Here is a 22422-nt window from a genome sequence, read left to right on the forward strand (position 1 = left end):
GGGTGTGTTGAGCACCAACTCGATTGTTATTCTGTAGTGTGACGACACACTAGAACTAAATGGTGCTAGTGGTTGGTCATGGGCAGCGAATCAGCAGACGCTGAGAGCAAGGTGTCTGGGAACCTAGTGATGATTCCAGCTCGGATTCGCCGAGAACTGGGAATCAACGATGGAGACCAGCTCTGCTGGCACCTCGAAGAAGACGGGTGTATCCGAGTCTGAGTTGCCCAACAACGAAGTGGAACGGTTGCAGATTTCGATGGGTATGACGGCGACAAAGCAATAGCGGGAACCGAAGACCACAACAGGTGGGCTGTCGGTAGATGCTACGGACCCGTACTCTCCGAACTAATCACCTGTTGCCTAAGTCAACTGTTCTCCTAGCGGGAAATCTCTACTAACACAGTCCGCGAACCGTGACTCGCAACAATCCAATAACACGGGTATCGGGGCACCAAACGCGGTGGGCGCGGTGCCCACGAGGGAGTTATCAAGGGGTGGATGCGGGTGGCTCGGTACGCGATTACACATCCATGACAGGCAGGTCACGTCCTGTGGAACATGACGGGCCTGCAGGACACACTTCATCCGCAATCGTGTTTGATGTTGTGGTTCATCTCTCAAACAGGCTACCAACCAGAGAAAAGACTGTCTGCTACAGAAGACCTCAGCAGGATTCAGTATGTATTTTTTGCTACGTTTGGCTGTCCTCTGAGAAAATCTTAATTCACACAGTTGTTTAAGTAGTAGCATTTAGAATATAAACATAATGTCTCACGAAACACGCCTTGAGTCTCTCGAGATTCAAAACGTGGTTGCATCAAGCGCCATCGGTCAGGAATTGGATTTGGAATCGCTCTCGAACGACGTCACCGGAGCGGAGTTCAATTCGGATAATTTCCCGGGACTCGTGTATCGAACACAGGAGCCAAAAGCAGCGAATCTGATTTTCCGGTCTGGAAAAATCGTGTGCACTGGTGCGAGTAGCGTCGACGGGGTCAACCGTGCATTAGATCAGGTATTCGAAGAACTCGGTAGCCTTGGAATTCCAATCGATAACCGGGAAGAGGCGACTGTGCAGAACATCGTCTCGAGTGCAGACCTCGGAACAACTCTCAATCTGAACGCACTTGCGATTGGTCTCGGGCTCGAAAACGTCGAGTATGAACCCGAGCAATTCCCTGGCCTTGTCTATCGGATCGACGAGCCGAACGTAGTGGTCTTGCTGTTTGGATCGGGGAAGATAGTCATCACGGGTGCGAAGAAAGTGGAGTTTGCACGTGAGGCAATTCAGGTCGTGAGCGACGAGATTGACTCGCTTGGGCTACTCGGCTGAGCATCGGATTCTGTAGTCTCGACTGAATCCCCGTATTCGGTCCAAGGAGTGATATTGCATGAGTTCAAGCAGATCACGGTTGCACATGACTTCGATTGTCCCAGCCACCACCGTGTGATGTATCCATTGTTTATTCTTCTTAAGCAGAGCCCCGCGTCGTTTACCCTACACGAACTGGTTCGGACCAATATATTCTATCACGCATTTCGAGAGAGTACTTGTGCAAACAGTATCATCTACCGTCACCCACCTCGGGTTCTCAGTTCTTTGTGGTACCGTTGGGTTTGTGCTCCGGGGAACTGAAGGTGCGATCCTCGGAGTTCTTGTCGGATATCTCCTCGGAAAGTTACTGCAGAGTTTCTATTGGATGCTTACGGGTAACCACCCGACGTAACTCCGGTCATATCGTCGCGTTCATCTCTTCGACTGACTCAACGAGCACCTCGAACATCTTGTCTGCCTGCTCGTTGTCGTAATCGACGTGATATTCTTTTGGAACTCCCTCTTTAGCGAGGTTGACGTGCCGGTCTGGCGTGACGTCGTGGTGCCCAAGACTTTCTCGTGCACACTCAAGCGGGCATCCATCGATCACCAGCATCGGCCGCCCTGACGTCGCAGTATTCACGAGTGGGGCGACGTCACCGCCCACTCCGGCGATACAGGACATCTCTGCGAGTCGTTCACGGTCGAGTCTGACGGCGAGGTCGTTCGCCATCTGTGCCGCGCTTGAACACCCAGAACACGAATAGACTAACGGCAGATTGTCGTACTCTTCGGACATCACCACGACGTTTCGGGACTCCCTCTAAAAGCGTTCTCCCGAACGCCGTTCGCCCCGGCGAATCGTATAGTGTACTGTCGTCTAAAGCAGACATCGGGCAGGTCAGTCTGGCTCTGGTATCGTCGAAGGTATTAGTCTACTCATCCATGAGGAACGTATGCAGACAGTCACCGTCAGCCGAACGATAGCCGCATCACCCGAAGCGGTCAGTCGAGCGATGCACGACCTCGTCCCGTTCATACGGGCATCGGGATTCGACTCGGTCGACGTCGACGACCGAGATATTCGGGTGTCGAACAAGGTCGGGCCCGCCGAAATCACACTCCACTTGAAAGTCGTAGACGACGCGGATCCCGAGTTGGCCTACGAACAGCGAAAGGGAATCTTCGAAGAGATGCGAACGAGTTATCGACTCGAACCTGTCCCCGAGGGTGTAGAGGTAACAGCGACGACCGAGTTCGCACTTGATGTCGCTCTTATCGGTGAGTTCCTCGACTCGACTGTGATTTCTCGACAACGAAGGAAGGAACTAGAAGCGCAGTTCGATCACCTCGAAGAGGCAACTGACCACTCCTGACCTGATATCGAAACCAGTGGCCGGGTGATTTGGTCGCCGAGCGACTGACAGAATATGTTCGGCCAAACCTCCACCACCCCCTGCGGCGTTTTAGTCGGTATGTGTGCAGAAACGCTCGATACCCGAGACGGTGTCGAGTCCGACGACGAGTCCCTCGCCGATGAAGTCGTGACCTTCCTTCGAAAGAACTTCCCACAGATTGCGATGCACGGGGGGAACGCGGCGATACGAGACATCGATCCGGACACCGGCGAGGTGTGGATACAACTGTCGGGAGCGTGTGGGGGGTGCGGAATATCCCCGATGACGTCGCAAGCGATCCAACGCAACCTTCCGATGGACATCGACCGTATCGAGCGAGTTCACATCAAGGTCCTCTGACTCACAGACTCGACCGCGGTTTCTGGCGTCCGAACTAAGAGTCTCTTTGAAGCGAACTGTGGCCAACGTGCGTTTCGCCAACTGATTCACCGAACATCATCGGGGGAATCGTGTTCATCGTCTATCCCGCAGGCGTAGATATGGTAGAAAAGCCACAGCGTTTTCGCGTCGGCGACAAGCCACGTGATGCTGTCGAGACAGAGTGGGAGGTGTTCGTTCGTGATGAGGACGACTCTCCGCTTCGACACGCGGGGGGTATCACCGCGCCATCTCTCGAAATCGCCTACGAACAGGCCACGAAACTGTTCGTGTGGTACGCCGTCGACATCTGGCTCTGTCCCGCAGACGGTGTTGCGCGGTTCTCGACGCACGACCTTGACGACGACGCCGAACCCGTCCGTATCGAAACCGGTGGGGAAGACCGCTCTTTTGAGTGATGATATCGATTAGTAAACTTCTCTGTGACGTCGGTGCCGAAGGCGATGGTCTCCGATACGACGCAGCATCCGAGACCTCCAAACCACAAATAACTGAAGAAAAGCAGCGTCGTCCGGTCGTCGTCTGGAACCTCACGAAGCAGTGTAACCTCTACTGTGCACACTGCTACGCAGCGGCCGACACGGAAACTGCCGACGGCGAGCTCAGTACGAGCGAAGGAAAGCGACTGTTGGACGACCTCGCGTCGTACGGGATTCCAGTCGTCTTGTTCTCCGGCGGTGAACCCCTCGTCCGCGACGACCTCACGGAGTTGGTCGAGTACGCGGCCGAGAGCGGGATTCGGCCAGTTCTCTCGACGAACGGAACGCTCGTCACGCCCGAGAAAGCGCGAGAACTTCGTGATGCAGGCCTCCAGTACGCAGGAATTTCGGTCGACGGTCTGCGGGGACGGAACGACGACTTCCGGGGGAAAGACGGCGCGTTCGACGCTGCCCTCCGTGGAATCAGGGCCTTCCTCGATGCGGATGTCAAGACCGGGTTGCGGTATACGATCACCGAGCGAAACGCACCGGACCTCAGAGACGTCGTCGACCTCCTCTACGAAGAGGGAGTCAACCGGTTTTGTTTCTATCACCTCGACTACGGCGGCCGCGGGGCCGACATCTCGAACGTCGACCTCACGCCGGGGGAGAAACGAAAGGCGGTACGACGACTCTGCGATATGACTCGTGAGTACCACGACCGAGGTCACGATATCGAGACACTTCTCGTCGGGAACTACGCCGACGCGGGGTTCCTCGTCGAGTACGCCCGTGAACACGAAGGACGGGACGCGGCGAAACGCGTGTACGACTACCTCGAACAGAACGGCGGCGACCCGACTGGTGAACGAATTGCTGACGTAGATTATCAAGGGAACGTTCACATGACACAATTTTGGCAGGGATACAGTCTCGGGAACGTCCGGGACCGGTCGTTCGGCGACATCTGGGACGACCAGACCAACCCACTTCTCGACAGAGTTCGTGCACGAGATGACTACCTGACGGGTCGCTGCGCGGAGTGTTGCTACCGAGACATCTGTCGCGGGGGTTCACGTCTTCGAGCACTTTCTGCTCACGACGACCCGTTCGCACCCGATCCGCAGTGCTACCTTCACGACGACGAGATCGGTATCGCTCCCTCGTTCGAAGCGAGCGGAGACTGAGTTCGGTCACGCATCTCCCGGCCGAATTTGTTCGGGCGAACGTCTACCTAGTTCGTACGATGATATCGAGACATAGGGTCGGTAATCACGATGACGAAATCAAAAATCTCCCCCAACCGTCAGGTAAGTTCGTTGGTCGAAGAGACACTCGCGTTCGCACACGTGTTTGAAGAGGTCGGAATTGATTACTGTTGTGGAGGTGATATCCCACTCGAATCGGCCTGTGAAGAAGCAGGTATCGACGTCGATGACGTTCTCGACAGACTCGAATCGGAACAGACCGAAACAAAAGACGAATCTGACGGATGGAATTCGATGTCGGAGCTCACAGACCACATCGTCACGGCTCACCACGACCGATTACGGGACGAGCTCCCCGCTCTCGAGGCACTCGTCCACAAGGTTACAGAGGTTCACAGCGACGACCATCCAGAACTTCAGGAGGCCGAATCTGAGTTCGTCGAACTTGCTGACGAGATGCAGACACACATCTCAGAAGAAGAGGACGAACTCTTCCCTATCGTCCGAAAACTCGAACGAGGGATGCCGCTTTCGGATATCGAAACCGAAACCATCGAGAACGAAATCGAGGGGTTCGAAGACGACCACCAGGAGACTGCCGACCGCCTTGACCGTATTGCCGAGTTGACCGACGGGTATGCTGTTCCGTCTAGCGCCTGTGCAAGTTACCGGAGTATGCTCGACCGCCTCGAATCGTTGGAACGTGAGACTCACCTGCACGTCCACAAAGAGAACAACGTCCTGTTTCCCGCTATCGAGTCGCTGGTAGCGAAAACCGGTGTTGAACTATAGATACTCAACTCAGTTCGACTTTCTCTCGCTCCACAGTGTCAAAGAAGTATTCCCATTAGTTCGCCCACTCCGGTGAGTGGTCACGAACGGCAGCAACTACCGAGGTGTCCATTTCTCTATTCGAACATGTTCCCGATAATCACTATCTCTCCGTCTGAAAAACTGGCCGGGTAGTATGGAAGTCGAAACTGGCCAACTCGTGCTTACAGGTGTAATGGCCCTACTTTTGGCGGGGGTCGTCTGGTGGGTCTCGCACGTCAAGAGGCGGCAGTCTTACTCGGTGTCAGCCGGTGGGACATCGACAGGTGTACAACCAGCCGAGCGGGTGGAGAAACCGAGCGGACTCATTCGCTGGTTGACGACCGTCGACCACAAAGACATCGGTCTCATGTACGGGGTATTCGCTCTCTTTTCGTTCGCGTGGGGTGGTATCGCCGTCGTTTTAATGCGTACAGAACTGTTGACTCCGTCAGCGGACTTCCTCGGACTCGGCTTCTACAACGCACTGATGACGACACACGGGATTACGATGCTCTTTCTGTTCGGGACCCCGATGCTGGCCTCCTTCTCGAACTACTTGATTCCGCTTTTGATTGGAGCCGACGATATGGCGTTCCCGCGCGTCAACGCGATCGCGTTCTGGCTGTTACCACCGGGGGCGTTACTCATCTGGGGTGGATTAATACTCGAGCCATTGAACGTCGGAATTCAAGGGGCTCAGACCGCGTGGACGCTCTACACGCCGCTTTCAGTTCAGCAGACGAACCCCGGCGTCGATCTCATGATTCTCGGACTACACCTAACTGGAGTCAGTGCGACGATGGGTGCCATTAATTTCGTCGCGACGATATTCGCAGAACGCGACGAGAAGGTCACCTGGGCGAGTTTAGACATCTTCTCGTGGACGGTACTGGTCCAGTCCGGACAGATCATCTTCGCGTTTCCGCTCCTCGGGAGTGCACTCGTGATGTTGCTCTTGGACCGGAACTTCGGGACGTCTTTCTTCAGCGTTGAGGCCGGCGGCTCGATTCTCTGGCAACACCTCTTTTGGTTCTTTGGTCATCCCGAAGTATACATTCTCGTCCTCCCACCGATGGGCCTCATAAGCTATATCCTTCCGCGCTTTTCGGGCCGCCGCCTCTTCGGGTTCAAGTTCGTCGTCTACTCCACGCTCGCGTTGGGCGTGTTGAGTTTCGGCGTGTGGGCACACCATATGTTCGCGACGGGTATCGACCCGCGACTACGGGCGTCTTTCATGGCCGTGTCTATCGCAATCGCGATTCCGAGCGCGGTCAAGACGTTTAATTGGATTACGACGATGTGGAACGGGAGTCTCAGATTAAAGACGCCGATGCTCTTTTGTGTTGGCTTCATCGCCAACTTCATCATCGGAGGCGTGACAGGCGTGTTCGAGGCGTCTATCCCTGTCGACCTCGTACTCCACGATACGTACCACGTCATCGCTCACTTCCACTACGTCATCATGGGAGGTATTGCATTTGCTATCTTCGCAGCAGTCTACTACTGGTTCCCGCTTTTCACCGAAAAATGGTACCAGCAGACACTCGGCAAGTGGCACTTCTGGCTCACGATGGTCGGGACGAACCTCACGTTCTTCCCGATGATCTTCCTCGGCTACGGTGGTATGCCTCGTCGATACGGTAGTTACGACCTCACCGTTGGTCCCGTGTCGTACTTCACGGACCTCCATCAAATCGCTACACTCGGTGTGTACATCTTGGCCATCGGTCAGTTAATTTTCGTGTGGAACATCGTCACGTCGTGGCTAGAGGGTCCGGACATTGAAGACGGTGACCCGTGGAATCTCGACGATTACGGAATGGTTACGAACGAATGGAAATGGCTCGAACGGAAACGTGAGACGGTACTCCTAGACGGGGGGAGCGAGGAAGATACTCTAAAAGGCGAAGAGTAAGCTACCACGCCCTGAAGGGCGTGGCATTCAGTGCGGACTCTCGTTCTAACTGCCCAAGGCAGTGGATGAATACTCACCATCCACGTTCAACATCCCACTGTTCAAACGCACGCCTACGGGTTCGACTGATAGACTGAGAAAAGTACCACTGTCAGTGACTCCGATGGCAGATCTCGGCACGTTGTGTATCCCAACACGCGTCGGTACTGCTCGTCGTCGAAAAATACCGGACACCGAATTTCGATTCTGGGTCTGTAATACCGGAGTGAATGTCTCACGCAACTGGGAAGTACCGTTGGCACGGGAAGCCGAACCGAGGCCGTCGATTCGTGCGGTACTTCCAGCTGGTTCTTCGCCTCCGAGGTGGGAAGACTTGTCGCCGAATATGTTCAGATAGCCGGCGATACTAGGTTGAAAGTCACCGTGAAAGATACGACGAGAGCCACTCCGGAGTCACTTCCCCGAGCCTCATTGTTTCCCCGTTGTGTTCGGTGGCGAACGATGAAGCTTCGTCAGCAGATGAAAACGGGTGGAGCTCCTTTCCCATTCCCCCATGAACGTCACTGTCAGCGACGTAGGTCATTTCACTTGCATCACCGAACGTATCTGCAGCAGTGTACGACGAGATGTACGTCTCTCCTCTCTCGTCGATGAGTTCGTAGTCCACAGATGAATAGTCAGTCACGTAGATGACTACGACCTCCCATCCCCTTCGCTCCTGGTCGAAGTGATACGGGAAGAGGCCCATACTCAACGTGTGGAACCACGCCGGGTTGTCATGACTCTCGGGAGCGTGGTTACGGTAGAACACCTGTCCGTTCGGGCCGAAATGCTCTCCGATTACCATTCCCCCTTGGTCGTCTCGCTTCCCACCCGAGAGGTCGATTGGATCCGGAGCCGGTTGCCCGACAGAGTCAGTCCCGCCGAGGCACCCAGCGACCCCGGCGACTATACTCCCACCGACTGCCTTGAGGAGCCTCCGCCTGGTACTGTCGTTGTTGGTCACTGTCGTACAGTCGTCTGTTCGTTCGGCTACCGGGGTTTCTGGATAGTTTCCAACTTTGTTCATTAAAGGCTCCGTCGATGAATCAATTGTGCAGCGACGCTCACTGGAAGGACGACCCACGCCATCGCACCGCCGAGGAGAACTGTCGTGGAGAGAGCTGTCCCGGTGACGACTGCGGCCATCCCGCTCCCGGTTATCTCGAGACCGGAGAGGACGAACACGCGGAAGATGTCGATGGGGTTCGCGAGCACCAGACCCGTGAGCATGACGTTCGGCAGGTCGAACGCGGCGACGAGACCGAGTGCGGCAAGGTCGTGGCCGAAGACCAACCAGGCCCACACGAGAAGTGCGATTCCGAGCGCATGGGTCTTCTCTGCGGCTACAGTAGAGACAAGGACGCCGAGAGCGAGGAACGCGAGTCCCAGCGTGACGGCACCGAACAGAACGTCCGCGTACAAACCCCACGGGACGGTGTCCACGCGGACGAACAGCACGAGGCCACCAAGGCCGAATCCGATGGCCGTCGCTCCCGCGAGGGATGTCGCACGGCCGAGGAACGCCCCGACGACGACCCGTCTACGAGAAACCGGGAGCGCGAACACCATGTCGAGCCATCCAGTCTCTTCTGCGCCTACGATGGTGTCGTATCCGTAGACTAGCGCCGCGAGCGGGACGAGATACGTTGCCAGCGACGCGAGACTGACGACGACGGCATCGACTCGGAACGGTCCGGCCGACGACCCGCCGAACCCGACAACGAGTAGCGAGAGGAGACCGAACAACGCAGTGAGTGCGAGCGTCCACCGACTCCGGAGTGAGAGTCGGTACTCTAACTGCGCAATCGTCAGCGTCTGTCCAGCGAACGCCACCACGGTTTGACTCGACGTCTCGAACGAACGGTCGGCGGCTGTCACAGTGCCGCCGCCGGGTTCAGTCGAGGAGTGTGCTGTCTGGTCTTCACTCATCGTGGCTCACCGTCCGTAGCTGCTCGGAACTCTCGGCGCTCTGTCTCGGTTGACTGTCCTGTTCGGCCTCCGAGAGCACCTGCTCGAAGACGCGTTCGAGCCCCGGTTCTCGAACATCGTACCCATCGATAGTGACGGCCTCTGTGAGTTCCGTCAGTAACTGCGGCACGTCCTCGGGGTCGCAGTCGACGAAGACCACGTCGCCATCGTGGTCAGTCGAGTGAACCGATGCGTCGAAGGCCGAGACGATAGTCTGGATACTGTCGGCCGACGCAGCGTCACCGAGACGGAGGCGAACGCGGACGTCGTCGGTCACTTCTCGTCGCAACCCGTCGATGTCGCCGACGGTGCAGAGTTGCCCACCGTGGAGGATGGCAATCCGTTCACAGAGTGACTCGATTTCAGTGAGGACGTGCGAGGAGATAACCACCGTGAGATCCGACTGTGCGTCGAGACGTTCGATGACCCGGTGAAAGTCCGCAACACCTCGCGGGTCGAGTCCGGCGGTCGGTTCGTCCAACAACAGGATACGCGGCCGCGACAACAACGCGGCGGCTAACCCGAGTCGGCGAGTCATCCCGTTTGAGTACCCGCCGACGCATCGGTCCGCCGCATCGGAGAGGCCGACGACCGAGAGGACAGCGTCGATTCGACTTGCTGCATCGGGGAGACTGTGCATTCGCGCGTGGAATTCGAGCACCTCTCGGCCGGTGAGCGACGGCGGGAACCCGGCGTGCTCTGGTAGATAGCCGACGATACTGCGAAGCTCTGGACCGGCGGTAGCCACGTCGGTTCCTGCAACCGACACCGTCCCGTCGTCCGGTCGGATGTGTCCGACGAGGAGTTTGAATAACGTCGACTTGCCCGCCCCGTTCGTCCCGAGGAGGCCGAACGTCGACCCCGACTCGATAGCGAGGGAGAGCCTATCGAGCGCTGTAATCTCGCTGTACTTCTTTGTCACGCCGGTGACCTCAATCGCGTTCATAGTATCGTCTCCATTCTTCGTGGGGTGGGGTGGTCAGTGGGTGGTGGTCGACGACGCCCGGAACCTCGATGACGGGGAGCGAACTCTCGGCCAGCCGCAAGGCGTCGAACGCTGGACTCGACGCGAAGACGGTCGCCTGCGGATGTTCGTACGTTAACCGCTCGACGAGGCCCGCAGGCCTGTGTCGGATGTCGTTGACGCCGTCACCGTCGACGTCCGAGTCGCGGGTGTCGGACCAGTAGTTGCCCCGCGTGGTCCCGTTCCACTCTTCGAGTTCGCCGACGAGCGCGCGGACCTGTTCGTCGTTGTTGATGAAACTGTTCTCCGAGACGGTCGGACTCGAACTGCCGGCGGTGAAGTAGACGCCGACCCGGTTTTCCAGCACGAGATTCCCAGTGAGCGTGTTGTTCACCGAGTTGAACACGTACAGACCGTTTCCGTTCCCGACGACTTCGTTCCCCTCGACCACCGAGTGGTCGATGCGCTTGAGGAAGATGCCGTGCGCGCTTGTCCCGCTGTTGTTCACTGCAACGTTGTCGACGACGCGGATGTACTCCGAGAGCATAATCGCGTAGCCCGCGTCGTTATCGAACGCGACGTTATCGACGAGCGTGCAGTCGTCGGAGTACATGTAGTGGACGCCGTACCGGAGGTCCCACAGCGTGTTGTTCCGCGCGGTCACCTCGGACGCCCACGAGTAGTAGATGCCGTCTCGAGTGTCCGTGATACGGTTGTCGACGATGGTCACGCCGTCGCTCTTGAAGACCTGGATGCCGTTCCCGCGGTACGACCGCGGTTCGACCGAGTCGCGTCCGACGATGGTTGTATTCTCGATTCGGGCCCCCGAGACGCCGTCGAGCCAGATACCGAACGTCGTCTTGGTCACTCGACTGTCTCGTATCGTGGTGTTCGTCCCGTTGACCCAGATGCCTGCGTCGTTTCCGGACGTATCGTAGCCGCCGTTGTACACCCACACGCGTCTCAGCGTGATGTCGTCGCCGTTGAGGGTCAGTACGTCACCGGTCCCGTTCCCGTCGATTCGAGCGGTGCGCCCAGGCGTCCCGACCAGCGTGACGTTCGACGTGTTGACGACGACGCGCTCGTCGAACTCACCGTCGAGCCGGATTTGCTCCCCAGGTTCGGCGGCGTCGACGGCAGTCTGAAGCGACGTATACGTCTCTCCACCGACCGTCGCGCTGCCGGACTCTGATGGTCCCTCGAACGAGTACTCGTCCGGGACCGGTTGTTCGAAGTCGACTGGACTGTCGGTCTGTGCGTGGGTGGGTGCCGTCGCGACGCCGACGCCGGCAGCGACGATGACGAGACCGGCGACGACCGCGAACAATCGACTAGCCGGGACGTTCATAGAGTACTCACCCTTGCTTCGATTTCACGTTCGTTCCATCGTCTGTGCCGGACTGACCGCCTATCGAGGTATTCCGAACCGACTTGATTCGACGCCGAATCGAGTCGATGGCGGTGGTGGCCGTCGCGTCGGTGTCGCGGTAGTAGAACGCGACGACGAGCAGGCCGATGGCGATGATGGACATGTACGCACCCATCCCTAGACTGGAGAAACTCGTAATGTTTGCAACCTCGTACTTGCCGACCAGCGGCGGTGTGAACGGGTCGACGCCGACGACGGGTGCTTCCGGGTCGAGAGCGTGACCGGTCTGGTAGAGGCGGTACTGGATGTCGACGACCATGACCGTGAACACGGTAATCGTCCCGACGAGTTGGTACAGCAGTCCACGCTTTAGCTTCTTGATAGTCGGTGCGATTGCGACGAACGCACCGCCGGCGGCGACGGCGACGAACGCAAGTGGTCCTAGCGACCACTCGGGAACGTCGACGGCTGCCGGTTCCACCTCGAAGTTCGGTTGCCAGTAGACCGGGTCCGGGTAGTAGAAACCGATATACTTGTTGAGGCGAGCCATCTCGACGTAGTCGCCACTGATGCGCGGGTACGCATAGAGGTGGAGACGGAGTACTTCGTTCGGGTACTGCGCGGCGTGGACGTTGATCGACCACATCGGGAACAAAAGCGCAGTGACGAATAACACCGCGGCTAACACCGGCAACCCCCGGCGCAGTTGGGCGAACTCGTCGAGACTCGGTGGTCGGTAGCTCATGAGCTAGTCTCTCGGTTCGACGAGCATCCGCGAGCGCATCTCCAAGTGGAGCGCACTGCAGAAGTACGTACAGTACACCCAGTACACGCCCGGTTTGTCGGCCGTGAACGTGACCTCACGGGTGTCCTGCGGCGCGAGCGCGATGTTGATGTCGTACTCGGGCACCACGAGGCCGTGGACGATGTCCTGACTCCCTTCGACGTTCGTCGCGGTTATCGTCACCTCGTCGCCCTCTTTGACACGGAAGTCACGAAGTCCGTACTCACTCCGCTTGACCGACGTGTACACTTCGACGGTCTCGTCGTCGACGCGGTCGACCCGTGAGTTGCTCTCCGTAACGTACTCTTTTTCGCCCTTGTAGTCGGATTTGTCCCACGTCTTCGCGGGCTCTATCTTGTCTTTCGTCGCGAAAATCGCGTCGTGTGGCTCGGGATACACCGGGTGGTCCGAGACGAGTTCCATGCCGCCCTGCTCGTCGTCCTTGTCGTTGCCGATGTAGATGAGCTGGTCGTTGTCCGGGTAAATTGGGCCGACCGGGAGGAACCGGTCTTTCGAGAGCTTGTTTAAGACGACTAACCAGTCGCCCGTCGGTTCGGTCGACATCGCCTGGACCGCCTGGATGTGGCCGGGGTTATAGTGGACGTCTATCTTCCCGAGGATAGCCTCTTCGGACTGCTTCGGTGAGTTGACCGCCGTCTCGATGTCCCACTTGACGACCTGCGAGTCGATGAACAGCGACGTGTAGGCGTGTCCACGGTCGTCGTAGGTCGTGTGCAGCGGTCCGAGGCCAACTTTCGGCTGGCCGACGATGACCTTCGACGAGTCCGGTTCGGTCGAAAGTTTCTCGATATCGATGATGGACACCGTCGGCGAGAGCTTCCCGGCGACCATCCCGTACTTGCCGTCTGGCGTGACCTCGACACAGTGGGGCGACTTCGGCGTCGGGATATACCGGACAGCTGGTTCGTCGCCCTGATTCAGCGAACTACCTTTCGTCCCGTCGACGATGGGAACGCCGTTAACCTCGCGATAGTTTCCGGCATCGACCGCTTCCTGGATGGCCGGAACGTTGAATGCCTTGACGAAATCGCGGTCGTTCTTGGTCATCTCCTCGATTTCGACCCCCTCTTCGTCGTTGTAGGCGCTCGCGAGTGCCCACTTGCCGTCTTTGTCTGTGTCGAGGATGTCGAGGTTGCCGTCGACTTCGACCTGCCAGAGAACTTCCATCGACTCGGGGTCGAGTGCGGTGAACAGTGAGACGTACTTGTCGGGGTTGTCGATATCACGCCCGTCGTTCGGGAGGGGTGTCCTGAACTCACTGTTCGCGAAGATGTAGTCGGTGTCGGGGCTCTGAATACAACAGCCGTGGACCGACTGGACGTTCGGGACGTCGGTGATAGCGTCCGTCTCGAAGTACTTCAGGTTCACCCGTGCAACCCGGCCGTTGGCCTTGTCGTTGACGTATATGTATCGGCCGTCGTACTTGCCGTCGGTCTCCGAGAGACTCGGGTGGTGGGAGTCACCCCAGGTGTAGCCACCCGCGTCTTCGAGCATCTGGCTGCTCCCATCGTCGAAGCCGTAGCCTTTTGCGGGTTCTCGGTTGAAGACGGGAACCCGTGTGAGTTCGCGCATCGACGGCAGACCGTAGACGCGGATGTCGCCGGAGTGGCCGCCAGACCAGAAGCCGTAGTACTCGTCGTGTTCTCCCGGTGGGACGAAGTGTTCGGGGACGTCTCCTGAACCTGAGTGGTTTTGGCTTCCTCCGCTGTTACCCTCACCGTTATTCATGACGCCGGCACATCCGGCAAGTGAGCCGATAGTGCCGACTGCTGCCCCCGCTTTCATGAAGTCGCGGCGACTCAGGCCGAGCGACGGTAGTTGGAGCGAGACTTCGTCTTCTCCCGCTGCCGTTTCATCGGTGTCGGCCAACACCTTGTTGAGCTGTGCTTCGTATTCAGTGACCGACTCGTCGGTCTCGGTCGGTTCGGATGCGGTGTTGGTCATTTAGACGACCTCGATCGTGCCGACCATCCCGTTCAGCTCGTGTGGGATGCAGTAGTACTCGTAGGTGCCTTTTGTCTCGAAGGTGTGTTCGTAGGACTCACCCGCTTCGAGGTTCCCCTTCTCTGGGTACCCATCCTTCGCGGCTTGCTCGGAGTCGAACCCGCCGGTCGCGAAGTAGGTCGCACCGTCGGGAATCTTGTCTTCGTAAGCAGTCACCGAGTGGCCGATAGAACTCGTGTTCTCGAAGGTGACCGTGGTCCCGACCGGGACTTGAATTGACTTGGGGTCGAATCCGAGTTCCTCAGTCATACCAACGGTGTCAGTTTCGACCGGACCTCCATTTCCTCCGTCTGACGCTTCGGTTGTTTCGGTCTTAGTGGATTCCTCGCCGTTAGATCCACCACTGTTTGAATTCGCTGAGGAAGAACAGCCAGCAAGTCCGACACTCGTCACCGCGATACCTGTCGCACCGAGGCGCTGTAACACGTCACGTCTGGTACTCTTTCGAGACATCGTACACCTGTACCTCTCTCACTATCGCTGTTATACGGTACAGCCGGTTCCAGACAGCGGAGATTAGAACGAATATGTTCGGCGCGGAGCTTAGTCGGCTTACGGTCTCACCACCATCCAGGAATGCGCCGCCGCTACGAGCTGGTGGCGCGACGTTAACGACAAGTAAGAACATGACACGAGACTCGTATTACGATACCCGAACCGTACCGGTCATTGCGACTACTAACTGGTACACCCATCATGTACGTTTCACTAGCGGTGGGTCACCGGTGTCCGGTGGAGGAGTAATACAACCATGAATGGACTTGTACTCGCCGTTGTCGGGATGAAGACGGCAACGTTACTCCTCGGCGGACTGGTGACTTTCGTGACGTTTCAGGCATTCAAGCAACGAGGAACGCCGGCGCTTCGGTCGCTCTGTGTCGGGTTCGCGTTCGTCACGTTTGGGTCACTCCTCGCGGGTGTCGTCCACCAATTGACGCCCCTTTCCTTTGACCATGCACAGGCACTTGAAAGTGCACTCACCGTCACCGGATTTGCTGTTATTGCTCACTCGTTGTACATAGACGACGATTGAAGACGAGTACTGGTGCGATAGTCGATCAGATACTGAACACCGTCAGGGCGTCCGAACATCATCGGCATAACAGTAAGGGATATTGATGATATATGTGTCAGTATGGGTTCCTTTGAAACCACCGGTGAGACGCAAAGACTCGATGTCAGAGATATAGACGGTGAACCGTTCGGCCATATCATGTCTGCAATCGGTGAGTTGGGCGCGGCTGACTCACTTCTTCTTGTCAATAGCTTCGAACCGGTCCCACTCTACGATGTCCTCAAACGGCGTGGGTGTGAGTTTCAGACGACTCAGGTCGAAGACGACGAGTGGCACATCACAATCTCTCTGAAATAGTAACGACTGAAGATGTGTGCGCCACCGCAACCGCTTGCAAAGACACAGATATCACACCGATATTCCGGTCACGGCGTGCGACGTGCACCAATCTCGATCAAGAGGCGTACTAGTAAATACCCATATCCGAGCGACCCCAGGAGTGCGACCCCATCTCCGAGAGCACTTACAAGAGACATTCCAGCGATTCGGCCGAGGACCGAGAGGACGAGCCCAGCGAGGAGTGCAGCGATTATGAGATGGGCAGTCCGTTCGCTCGCCCCACGAAACCGACCCGCAGACGGAGGGTAAAACAGGAAGGTAAATCCGACAATGACGAGACCGAGGAAACCGAGGAGATTGAGTTGACGGTGTGCAGCCAGCGTCCCCGGTGGAAGCGCAGGTATCTCAAGTACGCTCCAAAGGGCCATCGTGAGACCGATAGCAACCCCCACAACACCAGCAATCACACCTGCGAGAACACTTTCTGTTCCGACCCGCCGGCGGTCTGACCGGAAGAACACACTGAGATACAACGCTGCAAAGCCGACGAACGCTATCGCTTCACTCACCGCCCCCGCGACGAAAAGTGGACCACCACCCAGACCGGCGGCAACGAATACTGGTCCAACTGCACCGGCGGGGAGGACGACTGCGGCGAGTTTTTTCGATACCGGAACACCGAGGAACCGAGGACTGAGACGAACCCCGAGCGTGAAAACGAGGAGGACTGCGAACCCCGCGGCTATCAAGTGTGTGATTCGCGGAAAATAGCCGTCCGTGAGCCCTGGTAGGATTGTCGTACGTGCGAGTAGTTCGTACGACCCAACCGCGAGATAGGCGAACGGGATGATGAGATACCGGTTTGCATACTTGTCTACCCACTCGTAGCTCTCCCTGTGAGAACTCGTTCCCGTTTCCCCGCGTCGGACTTCGTTTCGGACCGACCACGACAGCGCAGCGACGAACGCTGCGACACCACTCCCCCAAACGAGTGCCCCAAGAGTTTCTACAAACGTCGGACCGACCGAATCTGCAGAGAATGCAAGCAGCACAGTCCCCAACGTGGCTGCCACGAAATGGACTGGTGGGATGGTGTCGGTAGAGAGTGTCGTCCCGAAATACGAGGGAACTAACAGATAGGCCATACCGAAGACAACGTGGGAGACGAACCCGAAGAGAGCGAGGATGACCTCAACACGATGGGTGATGCCGATCGTTGCACCGAGTCGCCAGCAGACGAAAAACACGGCACTCGCGATGATGAATCGCCGCGACCACCGACTTCGGCTCGCTCCTGTCATCGGAGACCAGTCGAAACCTTCCGTTTTGAGTCGAAAACACGCTGCTTGTGGTCTCGAATATTAGCCTTTGGTTTTGTTGTCGACTGCGTGGGCACATCGCTCATTACCTCGTTGTAGATAGTCGAGGGTAAAACAGTTCCACCCGAATGTATTCGGGGGAATTGTGAACGGTCGGACACGCGATAAGCCAATCGAATGCCACGAGTCGACTTTGACGCCGAACGGACGTACGACGAAGACCGATTTTTCGCCAGCGAGGTGTTCCTGACCGGCCGCACGAAAGTCATTTGTGGCTTTTTCAAACCCGGGCAGTTCATCCCCGTTCATGCACCGTCGAGCGACCTCGTCGTTAGTGTTCGGTCTGGAAGCGGACTCGTCCGCGAAGGAGAGACTGACCACCGCGTCACGCCCGGTGACATCGTGTCCATTCCGGCGGGGACGAAACGTGGGGTACGAGCGAACGAAGATTCGAGATTGGAGGTGTTGTTGGTGACGACGCCGCCACCGACCGATGCCGAACACGACCCGGTTCGCCGTGGATTGGCGGAAGGTGACTTCGAACCATCGCTCTCAAGTAAGTGACTCGTCGCCGACGAACTCTCTGATTAGTCGCTTTTGGTCTGTGCCGTGACGCCCGACCACAGCTCCGAGAGCTGCTCTGACGCTGAACGCCGCTTCGGGACGACATTCAGTTCGAGAGCGTTCCGCCCGCGTCTGACGACGACTTCGTCGAAGTCGATTGTGTATCTCGTCTCCGAGCTTCCGTCTTCGTGTTTGACCAAGAGACCGGCGTCGACCATCTGTTCGAGTTTGCGGTACACTGTCGAACGAGGGAGATCACACGTCGAGGCGAGTTCGCTCGCGGTCTTCGGTCGGTCGAGATTCTTGAGCATAGTTCGACACTGTTCGTTGGCTAATACGTCAAACACCGTCTGGAAGTCCGGCCCCAAGGCCTCGGAAAGCGGATTCGATGACATAGGTGAATATTCACAAGATATACCGGCTTTCACGCATCTGCTACACTCACATCTGGGGGTACACGATGGACGCGTATATATGGGTGGTTTGGAAATCTGGTCGACGTATCGGAGTCGAATACGAGCGTCACTTCACGCTCACACGGGAAGCTCAAAATAGTCGACGAGGACGGCACACCCCGAACTGATTCGTGGTAGTTGTTTTGTATCGGTGGGCGTACGGGTCTGTTGTGAGCGACTACGACGTTCTCGTAATTGGTGGCGGTATCGCCGGTCGGACCGCAGGTAGCTTCACAGCTCGCGCAGGTCTGAAAACAGCCGTGTTCGACGCCGGCGAGTCCATCCTGAGACGGAACGCGCACTTGGAGAACTTCCCCGGATTCCCGGTCGGTGTCAATCCTCGTCTGCTGCTCGATCTCATGCGAGAGCAGGCCGAACGGGCGGGCTGTGAGTGGGTCGATAACGAAGTTGTCGACGTGGACAGACATCCAAAGACCGGTTTCGTCGTCAAAACGGCCGACTCTGACGAATGGGCGTACCGAGGTGAGCGAGTTCTCGTCGCGACGCCCGGGCGATTCAACTATCTGCGAGAACTTCCGGTCGAAACGGTCACCGAAGAAGGAAAACAGTTTGTCGAGGCGACCTCCTCGGGTCGGACCAGTGTCGACGGTATCTATGTAGCCGGACGAATGGCTGGAAAACCATTGCAAGCCGCTATCGCTGCCGGCCACGGAGCAGAAGTTGCTGTCGGACTTCTCAAGGATTCCGACGCACCGTATGCGTTCGATTGGAGCGTTCCCGCCGGGTACTTTACAGAACGTGGTCGAGAAATCCCACCGGGTGTCGAGGAAGTGTTTCCGGAGGACCGCCACGAACGGGAACGACGCTCGTTGGAAGTAATGCGTAACCACTTCTCGGAGCGACATCCCGAGGAGCCGGACTCGCATTCGGACATATAATACGCCGAGAGGGAGGCTGGAACTGTTCTCGCAGTACGTAGTATTCGGGATGTTTCCCGAGTTGAGCACCGTGTAAAATCGTGTCATCTGTTAAGTGGCTTAAACTCAACCCGAATATGTTCCTACAAACCTATTTTTAGGTGTGCCTAAAACAGTACGTGAAGTCGTTCGGTACGACTCGGTCGAAAACGCGACCAAACGCCTGAACGGTGGTTCAAATCATGCCCTACGTACAACTCACGATTACGGTACCGGAGTCAGTCTGGATCAGCGAAATATCTCGAGCCTATCCAAACACGCGGTTCCGCGTGCTCGCGGCTACTGCGAACGCGACGACTGGGGTCGCTCGAATCGAGATACTTGATGAAGATCCCAACACCGTCTGTGATGAGTTTCGAAAGTACGACTCTGTGACCGATCTGACGGTCTTCGAAACTACCCCAGAGATGTGCTGTATCCAGGTCGAAACAGACGCACCGTTGTTGCTGACTTCGTTACAGAACTCGGGAGTTCCCTTAGAGATGCCTTTCGAGGTTCGAGATGGGCAAATGTCACTCGAAGCAACAATCCCGCAAAAGACGCTATCTGACCTCGGAGAGACGCTCGACAAATTCGGGATTCAGTACACCGTCGAACGCATTCTACAAGAAGTCGAATCGGATTCTGTTTTGACCGACCGACAACAGTGGTTACTCAACGAGGCTATCGAACGCGGGTACTACGACACGCCACGGCGGACGACACTCGTGAACCTCGCCGATGACCTGAACATCGCGAAGTCGACCTGTAGCGAGATTCTGCACAGAGCCGAAGGGCAAGTTCTGAAAGAGTACCGTCGTAGTAACCGTGGACAGAGAACCGAAATTTCAGTGCTCTCTGACTGAAATACGTCTCCAAGGAAAGCGAGCGTACTGAGACCCACGGCATGTCGTTCAATCTGGTGAGCTAACCGTGATACGAGTCACGTATCCGCCACAGGAACACTTCCCCTCGTCGATGATATCGACGTGTCTCTCTACTGAACGCACTGACTCATCGAGGTACGACGACGGGTGGCCGTGCCGTTCGTGTGTCACGAGGTCTACAAACTGACCGGGACTCGTCTGCTCGACCGCGTCCACTGCTTCTGCGACCGTCAGTTGCCGATTGTGAGCATGGTCTGGGGTTTCGAGATCGGCAACCCATGGTCGCTCGTGTCGATGTGTCGCGACGGGTTCCCGGCCGGCGTACGGATCAGACATAGCTACTCTCGTGGTTCCATGGTAACGTTGTGACTCTCGGTTGGACGGTTCCTGGACTCATTATCTAACTCTGGCAGCGACGTAGCAACACCGAATTTTACCCGTGTCTGCCGTTCGATCAGCCCACTGATTCGAAATGTCTCAGCACCGGGAGTGAGAGTCTCGGGCGGCGTTCCAGCCGTACGAACGACACGCCGTTGAAACCCGGTTGATGACGCCTCGAGCTCTATCGTCTCAACGTTTTGAGTACAGTGTCGTATGTTTTCGCCCGAATATCTCCACCACGAGACGTAGATGGTCAAAAATCTCGTTGGCCATTGAACCGAGAGATGTAAGAGTTCGTGTGGAATCTCTGCCTGCGAGTCGAGACATGAATTCGCCGTCCCGAAGACGTTCGCACACAAATATTATTACCAACGGTACGGACTACTGCTCGATGGGCGACCGAACAACCGACCTCCGCCAGTTAACAACCGAACTACGAATTCACGACGACATCGACGACGCGTTCCTCGCGAAGAGTTTCACCGACCGCCTCGTGATCGTCGACGTCAGGGGTGACAGCGGAGTCCCGTCGGACGTCTTGGACCGACTCGCAGCACACGGTCTCCGCGGTGCCGACGAGGTGTATGGTGACGATGAACAGGGCTCGTTCGCTGGTGCCGTCGGTGACGCGACGCGACATCACTTCGTGGACGTGCAGACTCGCGGTGCTCACCAGTCGTACGTCGTTGACTGAATGAACGACGCCGCTCTTCGACGGTTTGTGATTGTTGTAGCGTTTGCAAGTCGATAGACATCCGTCCGTCCCACCGTGTGCAGTCGAGTGTGCAACCAATTGAAAACGCTACTACAGGTATATCGCTTCGGTTGCGCTCGAAAGGACTCATCCGATGCGCGACAACGCGATTTCTTTGGCCGTGTCGGCCTCTGTCGGCACGTGTTCCAACACTTCGATCTCGGAGACCCATTTGACACTCTCCCAGCAGTCACGGTCGTCAGCGGTCGGAACCAACCGTGCCGGACCACCGTGTTCGGTGTCAAGTGGCTCACCACCGAGTTCGAACGCGAGCACCGACTCTGCAAGCCGATTCAGGGGAAACGAACAGGCGTAGTCCCCATCCATCGAGCGGACCAGTCCGTACTGGCTGGTCTCTGGGAGACCAGCGTGGTCGAAGAGTCGCTCGACGCGGACACCGCGCCACGTGAGGCCTTCGGCGACCCATCCCTCGTCACAGACCAAGTCGCCTTCGAACGTTTCGGTGGGAAACGAACCGAAGTCACGTTGAGAGAGTTCGAGTGGCGTGTCTACAGTTCCGGTTACGGCGAGCGTCCACCCGCTCGTTTCGACATTGTCTGGAATTCTGTGGCGTCTCAGGTCGGTCATAGGTTGAACGAAGGGACCAGAGCCAAAAACGATTGGCCCGAATCTGTAAGGACCCGGACCCCGCGAGCAACCGACGTGTCACCGTTCGACCGACCGGCTACGAGACCCTTCTCAGAAGGGGGCGTTTGGACCGCCACGGCTCGGCTGTTCGTTCTGCTTCGCACGTTCCATCGGGGTAGAACCGACGTCTCCGTCGGGAACGTGCGTGACAGACCCAGTCGAGAGAAAATTCTCTTCTAGTTCTTCGAGTTGCTCGTTGATCGCATCGCTCTGGTGGTGCATCCGTGCAGCCCGAACCCGAACGAGATCGTAGCCGTGGCGGTCTGAGAGGCCGTTCCACGCACGGAACGAACCAATCGTGAGTGTGTGCGTCTGCGGACAGAACGGGGTCGTGGGCGTGAATTCGGCCCGGAGCACGGACTGGTCGTCCGACTCTTCCGCATATCGGTAGCCGGCGCTTTTGTGGCGAGTATCGAGGTTCAAACGCGCCAAGCATTGGTCTTTAGCTAAGCCTCAGCAGTCGGTTGGATGGTGGTAGCGAGCTGTTCTCGAAGGATCGGTCGTTGCTTGTGGATCTTCTGA

At 57.2% G+C, this 22422-nt stretch carries 24 protein-coding genes and 2 pseudogenes; 14 read left to right on the forward strand and 12 right to left on the reverse strand.

Going from position 1 to position 22422, the window contains the following annotated elements:
- Positions 1-78 precede the first annotated feature (78 nt).
- Positions 79-384: pseudogene (locus AM590_RS21445) on the forward strand (AbrB/MazE/SpoVT family DNA-binding domain-containing protein).
- Between the two features lie 385 nt (positions 385-769).
- Positions 770-1336 carry a TATA-box-binding protein gene (locus AM590_RS13395; protein ID WP_058827911.1) on the forward strand — a complete coding sequence of 189 codons (567 nt, stop codon included), beginning with the start codon at positions 770-772 and terminating at the stop codon, positions 1334-1336.
- Between the two features lie 400 nt (positions 1337-1736).
- Here the strand turns inward: AM590_RS13395 and AM590_RS13400 are convergent, their stop codons facing one another.
- On the reverse strand, positions 1737-2117 hold the full coding sequence (locus AM590_RS13400) for a putative zinc-binding protein (protein WP_004967741.1): 381 nt from the start codon (positions 2115-2117) through the stop codon (positions 1737-1739).
- 157 nt (positions 2118-2274) lie between these two features.
- On the opposite strand from AM590_RS13400, the gene AM590_RS13405 reads away from it, so the two are divergent.
- From AM590_RS13405 to AM590_RS13430, 6 genes are all read left to right on the forward strand, one after another.
- Positions 2275-2694 (forward strand): SRPBCC family protein, encoded by a 420-nt coding sequence (locus tag AM590_RS13405; protein ID WP_049917694.1) that lies wholly within the window; start codon positions 2275-2277, stop codon positions 2692-2694.
- A 54-nt stretch (positions 2695-2748) separates the two neighbouring features.
- A complete protein-coding gene (locus AM590_RS13410) occupies positions 2749-3075 on the forward strand; it encodes an iron-sulfur cluster biogenesis protein NfuA (RefSeq protein ID WP_004967739.1) in 327 nt (108 codons plus the stop codon).
- 110 nt (positions 3076-3185) lie between these two features.
- Positions 3186-3512 (forward strand): Htur_1727 family rSAM-partnered candidate RiPP, encoded by a 327-nt coding sequence (locus AM590_RS13415; RefSeq protein ID WP_253805946.1) that lies wholly within the window; start codon positions 3186-3188, stop codon positions 3510-3512.
- Positions 3512-4720 (forward strand): TIGR04347 family pseudo-SAM/SPASM protein, encoded by a 1209-nt coding sequence (locus AM590_RS13420; protein ID WP_049917692.1) that lies wholly within the window; start codon positions 3512-3514, stop codon positions 4718-4720. Before AM590_RS13415 ends, AM590_RS13420 begins: the two co-directional genes overlap by 1 nt.
- Before the next feature lie 90 nt (positions 4721-4810).
- Positions 4811-5533 (forward strand): iron-sulfur cluster repair di-iron protein, encoded by a 723-nt coding sequence (ric, locus tag AM590_RS13425; protein WP_049917691.1) that lies wholly within the window; start codon positions 4811-4813, stop codon positions 5531-5533.
- Positions 5534-5708: 175 nt separating this feature from the next.
- Complete coding sequence (locus AM590_RS13430; RefSeq protein WP_082677733.1) at positions 5709-7469, forward strand: cbb3-type cytochrome c oxidase subunit I; 1761 nt, start codon at positions 5709-5711, stop codon at positions 7467-7469.
- Positions 7470-7887: 418 nt separating this feature from the next.
- On the opposite strand, the gene AM590_RS13435 is transcribed toward AM590_RS13430, so the two are convergent.
- From AM590_RS13435 to AM590_RS21395, 7 genes are read right to left on the reverse strand one after another with little or no spacing between them, the layout of a single operon-like run.
- Entirely contained in the window at positions 7888-8538 is a 651-nt protein-coding gene (locus tag AM590_RS13435) for a nitrous oxide reductase accessory protein NosL (protein ID WP_394329096.1), read from the reverse strand.
- Positions 8538-9440, reverse strand: coding sequence for an ABC transporter permease (locus AM590_RS13440; RefSeq protein ID WP_058827914.1), 903 nt, complete (start codon positions 9438-9440; stop codon positions 8538-8540). Before AM590_RS13440 ends, AM590_RS13435 begins: the two co-directional genes overlap by 1 nt.
- Positions 9433-10425 (reverse strand): ABC transporter ATP-binding protein, encoded by a 993-nt coding sequence (locus tag AM590_RS13445; protein WP_058827915.1) that lies wholly within the window; start codon positions 10423-10425, stop codon positions 9433-9435. The genes AM590_RS13440 and AM590_RS13445 overlap by 8 nt, the downstream gene beginning before the upstream one ends.
- Positions 10412-11791 carry a nitrous oxide reductase family maturation protein NosD gene (gene nosD, locus AM590_RS13450; protein ID WP_058827916.1) on the reverse strand — a complete coding sequence of 460 codons (1380 nt, stop codon included), beginning with the start codon at positions 11789-11791 and terminating at the stop codon, positions 10412-10414. The genes AM590_RS13445 and nosD overlap by 14 nt, the downstream gene beginning before the upstream one ends.
- Before the next feature lie 7 nt (positions 11792-11798).
- A complete protein-coding gene (locus AM590_RS13455; protein ID WP_058827917.1) occupies positions 11799-12557 on the reverse strand; it encodes a hypothetical protein in 759 nt (252 codons plus the stop codon).
- 3 nt (positions 12558-12560) lie between these two features.
- The gene (gene nosZ / locus AM590_RS13460) at positions 12561-14561 is read right to left on the reverse strand and encodes a TAT-dependent nitrous-oxide reductase (protein WP_004967728.1); all 2001 of its coding nucleotides are present in this window, start codon (positions 14559-14561) and stop codon (positions 12561-12563) included.
- The gene (locus AM590_RS21395) at positions 14562-15074 is read right to left on the reverse strand and encodes a plastocyanin/azurin family copper-binding protein (protein WP_058827918.1); all 513 of its coding nucleotides are present in this window, start codon (positions 15072-15074) and stop codon (positions 14562-14564) included.
- A 298-nt stretch (positions 15075-15372) separates the two neighbouring features.
- On the opposite strand from AM590_RS21395, the gene AM590_RS13470 reads away from it, so the two are divergent.
- Both AM590_RS13470 and AM590_RS13475 read left to right on the forward strand, forming a co-directional pair.
- A complete protein-coding gene (locus AM590_RS13470; RefSeq protein ID WP_058827919.1) occupies positions 15373-15654 on the forward strand; it encodes a hypothetical protein in 282 nt (93 codons plus the stop codon).
- 102 nt (positions 15655-15756) lie between these two features.
- On the forward strand, positions 15757-15993 hold the full coding sequence (locus tag AM590_RS13475) for a DUF2249 domain-containing protein (RefSeq protein ID WP_058827920.1): 237 nt from the start codon (positions 15757-15759) through the stop codon (positions 15991-15993).
- A 68-nt stretch (positions 15994-16061) separates the two neighbouring features.
- Here the strand turns inward: AM590_RS13475 and AM590_RS13480 are convergent, their stop codons facing one another.
- A complete protein-coding gene (locus AM590_RS13480) occupies positions 16062-17276 on the reverse strand; it encodes a hypothetical protein (RefSeq protein ID WP_058827921.1) in 1215 nt (404 codons plus the stop codon).
- A 195-nt stretch (positions 17277-17471) separates the two neighbouring features.
- Between AM590_RS13480 and AM590_RS20045 the strand changes: the two genes are divergently transcribed.
- Positions 17472-17858 (forward strand): cupin domain-containing protein, encoded by a 387-nt coding sequence (locus tag AM590_RS20045; protein ID WP_082677734.1) that lies wholly within the window; start codon positions 17472-17474, stop codon positions 17856-17858.
- 23 nt (positions 17859-17881) lie between these two features.
- Here the strand turns inward: AM590_RS20045 and AM590_RS13485 are convergent, their stop codons facing one another.
- The gene (locus AM590_RS13485) at positions 17882-18253 is read right to left on the reverse strand and encodes a helix-turn-helix domain-containing protein (protein WP_058827922.1); all 372 of its coding nucleotides are present in this window, start codon (positions 18251-18253) and stop codon (positions 17882-17884) included.
- A 230-nt stretch (positions 18254-18483) separates the two neighbouring features.
- Here AM590_RS13485 and AM590_RS13490 point away from each other — a divergent pair, with 230 nt between their 5' ends.
- The 3 genes from AM590_RS13490 to AM590_RS13500 all read left to right on the forward strand — a co-directional run bounded on the left by AM590_RS13490 (position 18484) and on the right by AM590_RS13500 (position 21192).
- Entirely contained in the window at positions 18484-19212 is a 729-nt protein-coding gene (locus AM590_RS13490) for an NAD(P)/FAD-dependent oxidoreductase (protein WP_058827923.1), read from the forward strand.
- Between the two features lie 221 nt (positions 19213-19433).
- Positions 19434-20096: a helix-turn-helix domain-containing protein gene (locus tag AM590_RS13495; RefSeq protein ID WP_058827924.1), complete on the forward strand. Its 663-nt coding sequence runs from the start codon at positions 19434-19436 to the stop codon at positions 20094-20096.
- A gap of 793 nt (positions 20097-20889) precedes the next feature.
- A complete protein-coding gene (locus AM590_RS13500) occupies positions 20890-21192 on the forward strand; it encodes a hypothetical protein (RefSeq protein ID WP_058827925.1) in 303 nt (100 codons plus the stop codon).
- 147 nt (positions 21193-21339) lie between these two features.
- On the opposite strand, the gene AM590_RS13505 is transcribed toward AM590_RS13500, so the two are convergent.
- Together AM590_RS13505 and AM590_RS21190 are read right to left on the reverse strand one after the other, a co-directional pair.
- Entirely contained in the window at positions 21340-21840 is a 501-nt protein-coding gene (locus AM590_RS13505) for a molybdopterin-dependent oxidoreductase (protein ID WP_058827926.1), read from the reverse strand.
- A 111-nt stretch (positions 21841-21951) separates the two neighbouring features.
- Positions 21952-22332: pseudogene (locus AM590_RS21190) on the reverse strand (hypothetical protein); the annotation flags it as partial.
- Positions 22333-22422: the final 90 nt, after the last annotated feature.

Origin of the sequence: Haloferax sp. Q22 (genome assembly GCF_001482285.1) — an archaeon.
Lineage (GTDB): Archaea > Halobacteriota > Halobacteria > Halobacteriales > Haloferacaceae > Haloferax.

Excerpts from the sequence above, each read along its gene's own strand:
- AM590_RS13395 (WP_058827911.1), top strand. The coding sequence starts at position 770 with ATGTCTCACGAAACACGCCTTGAGTCTCTCGAGATTCAAAACGTGGTT.
- AM590_RS13400 (WP_004967741.1), bottom strand. The coding sequence starts at position 2,117 with ATGTCCGAAGAGTACGACAATCTGCCGTTAGTCTATTCGTGTTCTGGG.
- AM590_RS13405 (WP_049917694.1), top strand. The coding sequence starts at position 2,275 with ATGCAGACAGTCACCGTCAGCCGAACGATAGCCGCATCACCCGAAGCG.
- AM590_RS13410 (WP_004967739.1), top strand. The coding sequence starts at position 2,749 with ATGTTCGGCCAAACCTCCACCACCCCCTGCGGCGTTTTAGTCGGTATG.
- AM590_RS13420 (WP_049917692.1), top strand. The coding sequence starts at position 3,512 with ATGATATCGATTAGTAAACTTCTCTGTGACGTCGGTGCCGAAGGCGAT.
- ric (WP_049917691.1), top strand. The coding sequence starts at position 4,811 with ATGACGAAATCAAAAATCTCCCCCAACCGTCAGGTAAGTTCGTTGGTC.
- AM590_RS13430 (WP_082677733.1), top strand. The coding sequence starts at position 5,709 with ATGGAAGTCGAAACTGGCCAACTCGTGCTTACAGGTGTAATGGCCCTA.
- AM590_RS13435 (WP_394329096.1), bottom strand. The coding sequence starts at position 8,538 with ATGAACAAAGTTGGAAACTATCCAGAAACCCCGGTAGCCGAACGAACA.
- AM590_RS13440 (WP_058827914.1), bottom strand. The coding sequence starts at position 9,440 with ATGAGTGAAGACCAGACAGCACACTCCTCGACTGAACCCGGCGGCGGC.
- AM590_RS13445 (WP_058827915.1), bottom strand. The coding sequence starts at position 10,425 with ATGAACGCGATTGAGGTCACCGGCGTGACAAAGAAGTACAGCGAGATT.
- nosD (WP_058827916.1), bottom strand. The coding sequence starts at position 11,791 with ATGAACGTCCCGGCTAGTCGATTGTTCGCGGTCGTCGCCGGTCTCGTC.
- AM590_RS13455 (WP_058827917.1), bottom strand. The coding sequence starts at position 12,557 with ATGAGCTACCGACCACCGAGTCTCGACGAGTTCGCCCAACTGCGCCGG.
- nosZ (WP_004967728.1), bottom strand. The coding sequence starts at position 14,561 with ATGACCAACACCGCATCCGAACCGACCGAGACCGACGAGTCGGTCACT.
- AM590_RS21395 (WP_058827918.1), bottom strand. The coding sequence starts at position 15,074 with ATGTCTCGAAAGAGTACCAGACGTGACGTGTTACAGCGCCTCGGTGCG.
- AM590_RS13470 (WP_058827919.1), top strand. The coding sequence starts at position 15,373 with ATGAATGGACTTGTACTCGCCGTTGTCGGGATGAAGACGGCAACGTTA.
- AM590_RS13475 (WP_058827920.1), top strand. The coding sequence starts at position 15,757 with ATGGGTTCCTTTGAAACCACCGGTGAGACGCAAAGACTCGATGTCAGA.
- AM590_RS13480 (WP_058827921.1), bottom strand. The coding sequence starts at position 17,276 with ATGACAGGAGCGAGCCGAAGTCGGTGGTCGCGGCGATTCATCATCGCG.
- AM590_RS20045 (WP_082677734.1), top strand. The coding sequence starts at position 17,472 with ATGCCACGAGTCGACTTTGACGCCGAACGGACGTACGACGAAGACCGA.
- AM590_RS13485 (WP_058827922.1), bottom strand. The coding sequence starts at position 18,253 with ATGTCATCGAATCCGCTTTCCGAGGCCTTGGGGCCGGACTTCCAGACG.
- AM590_RS13495 (WP_058827924.1), top strand. The coding sequence starts at position 19,434 with ATGCCCTACGTACAACTCACGATTACGGTACCGGAGTCAGTCTGGATC.
- AM590_RS13500 (WP_058827925.1), top strand. The coding sequence starts at position 20,890 with ATGGGCGACCGAACAACCGACCTCCGCCAGTTAACAACCGAACTACGA.
- AM590_RS13505 (WP_058827926.1), bottom strand. The coding sequence starts at position 21,840 with ATGACCGACCTGAGACGCCACAGAATTCCAGACAATGTCGAAACGAGC.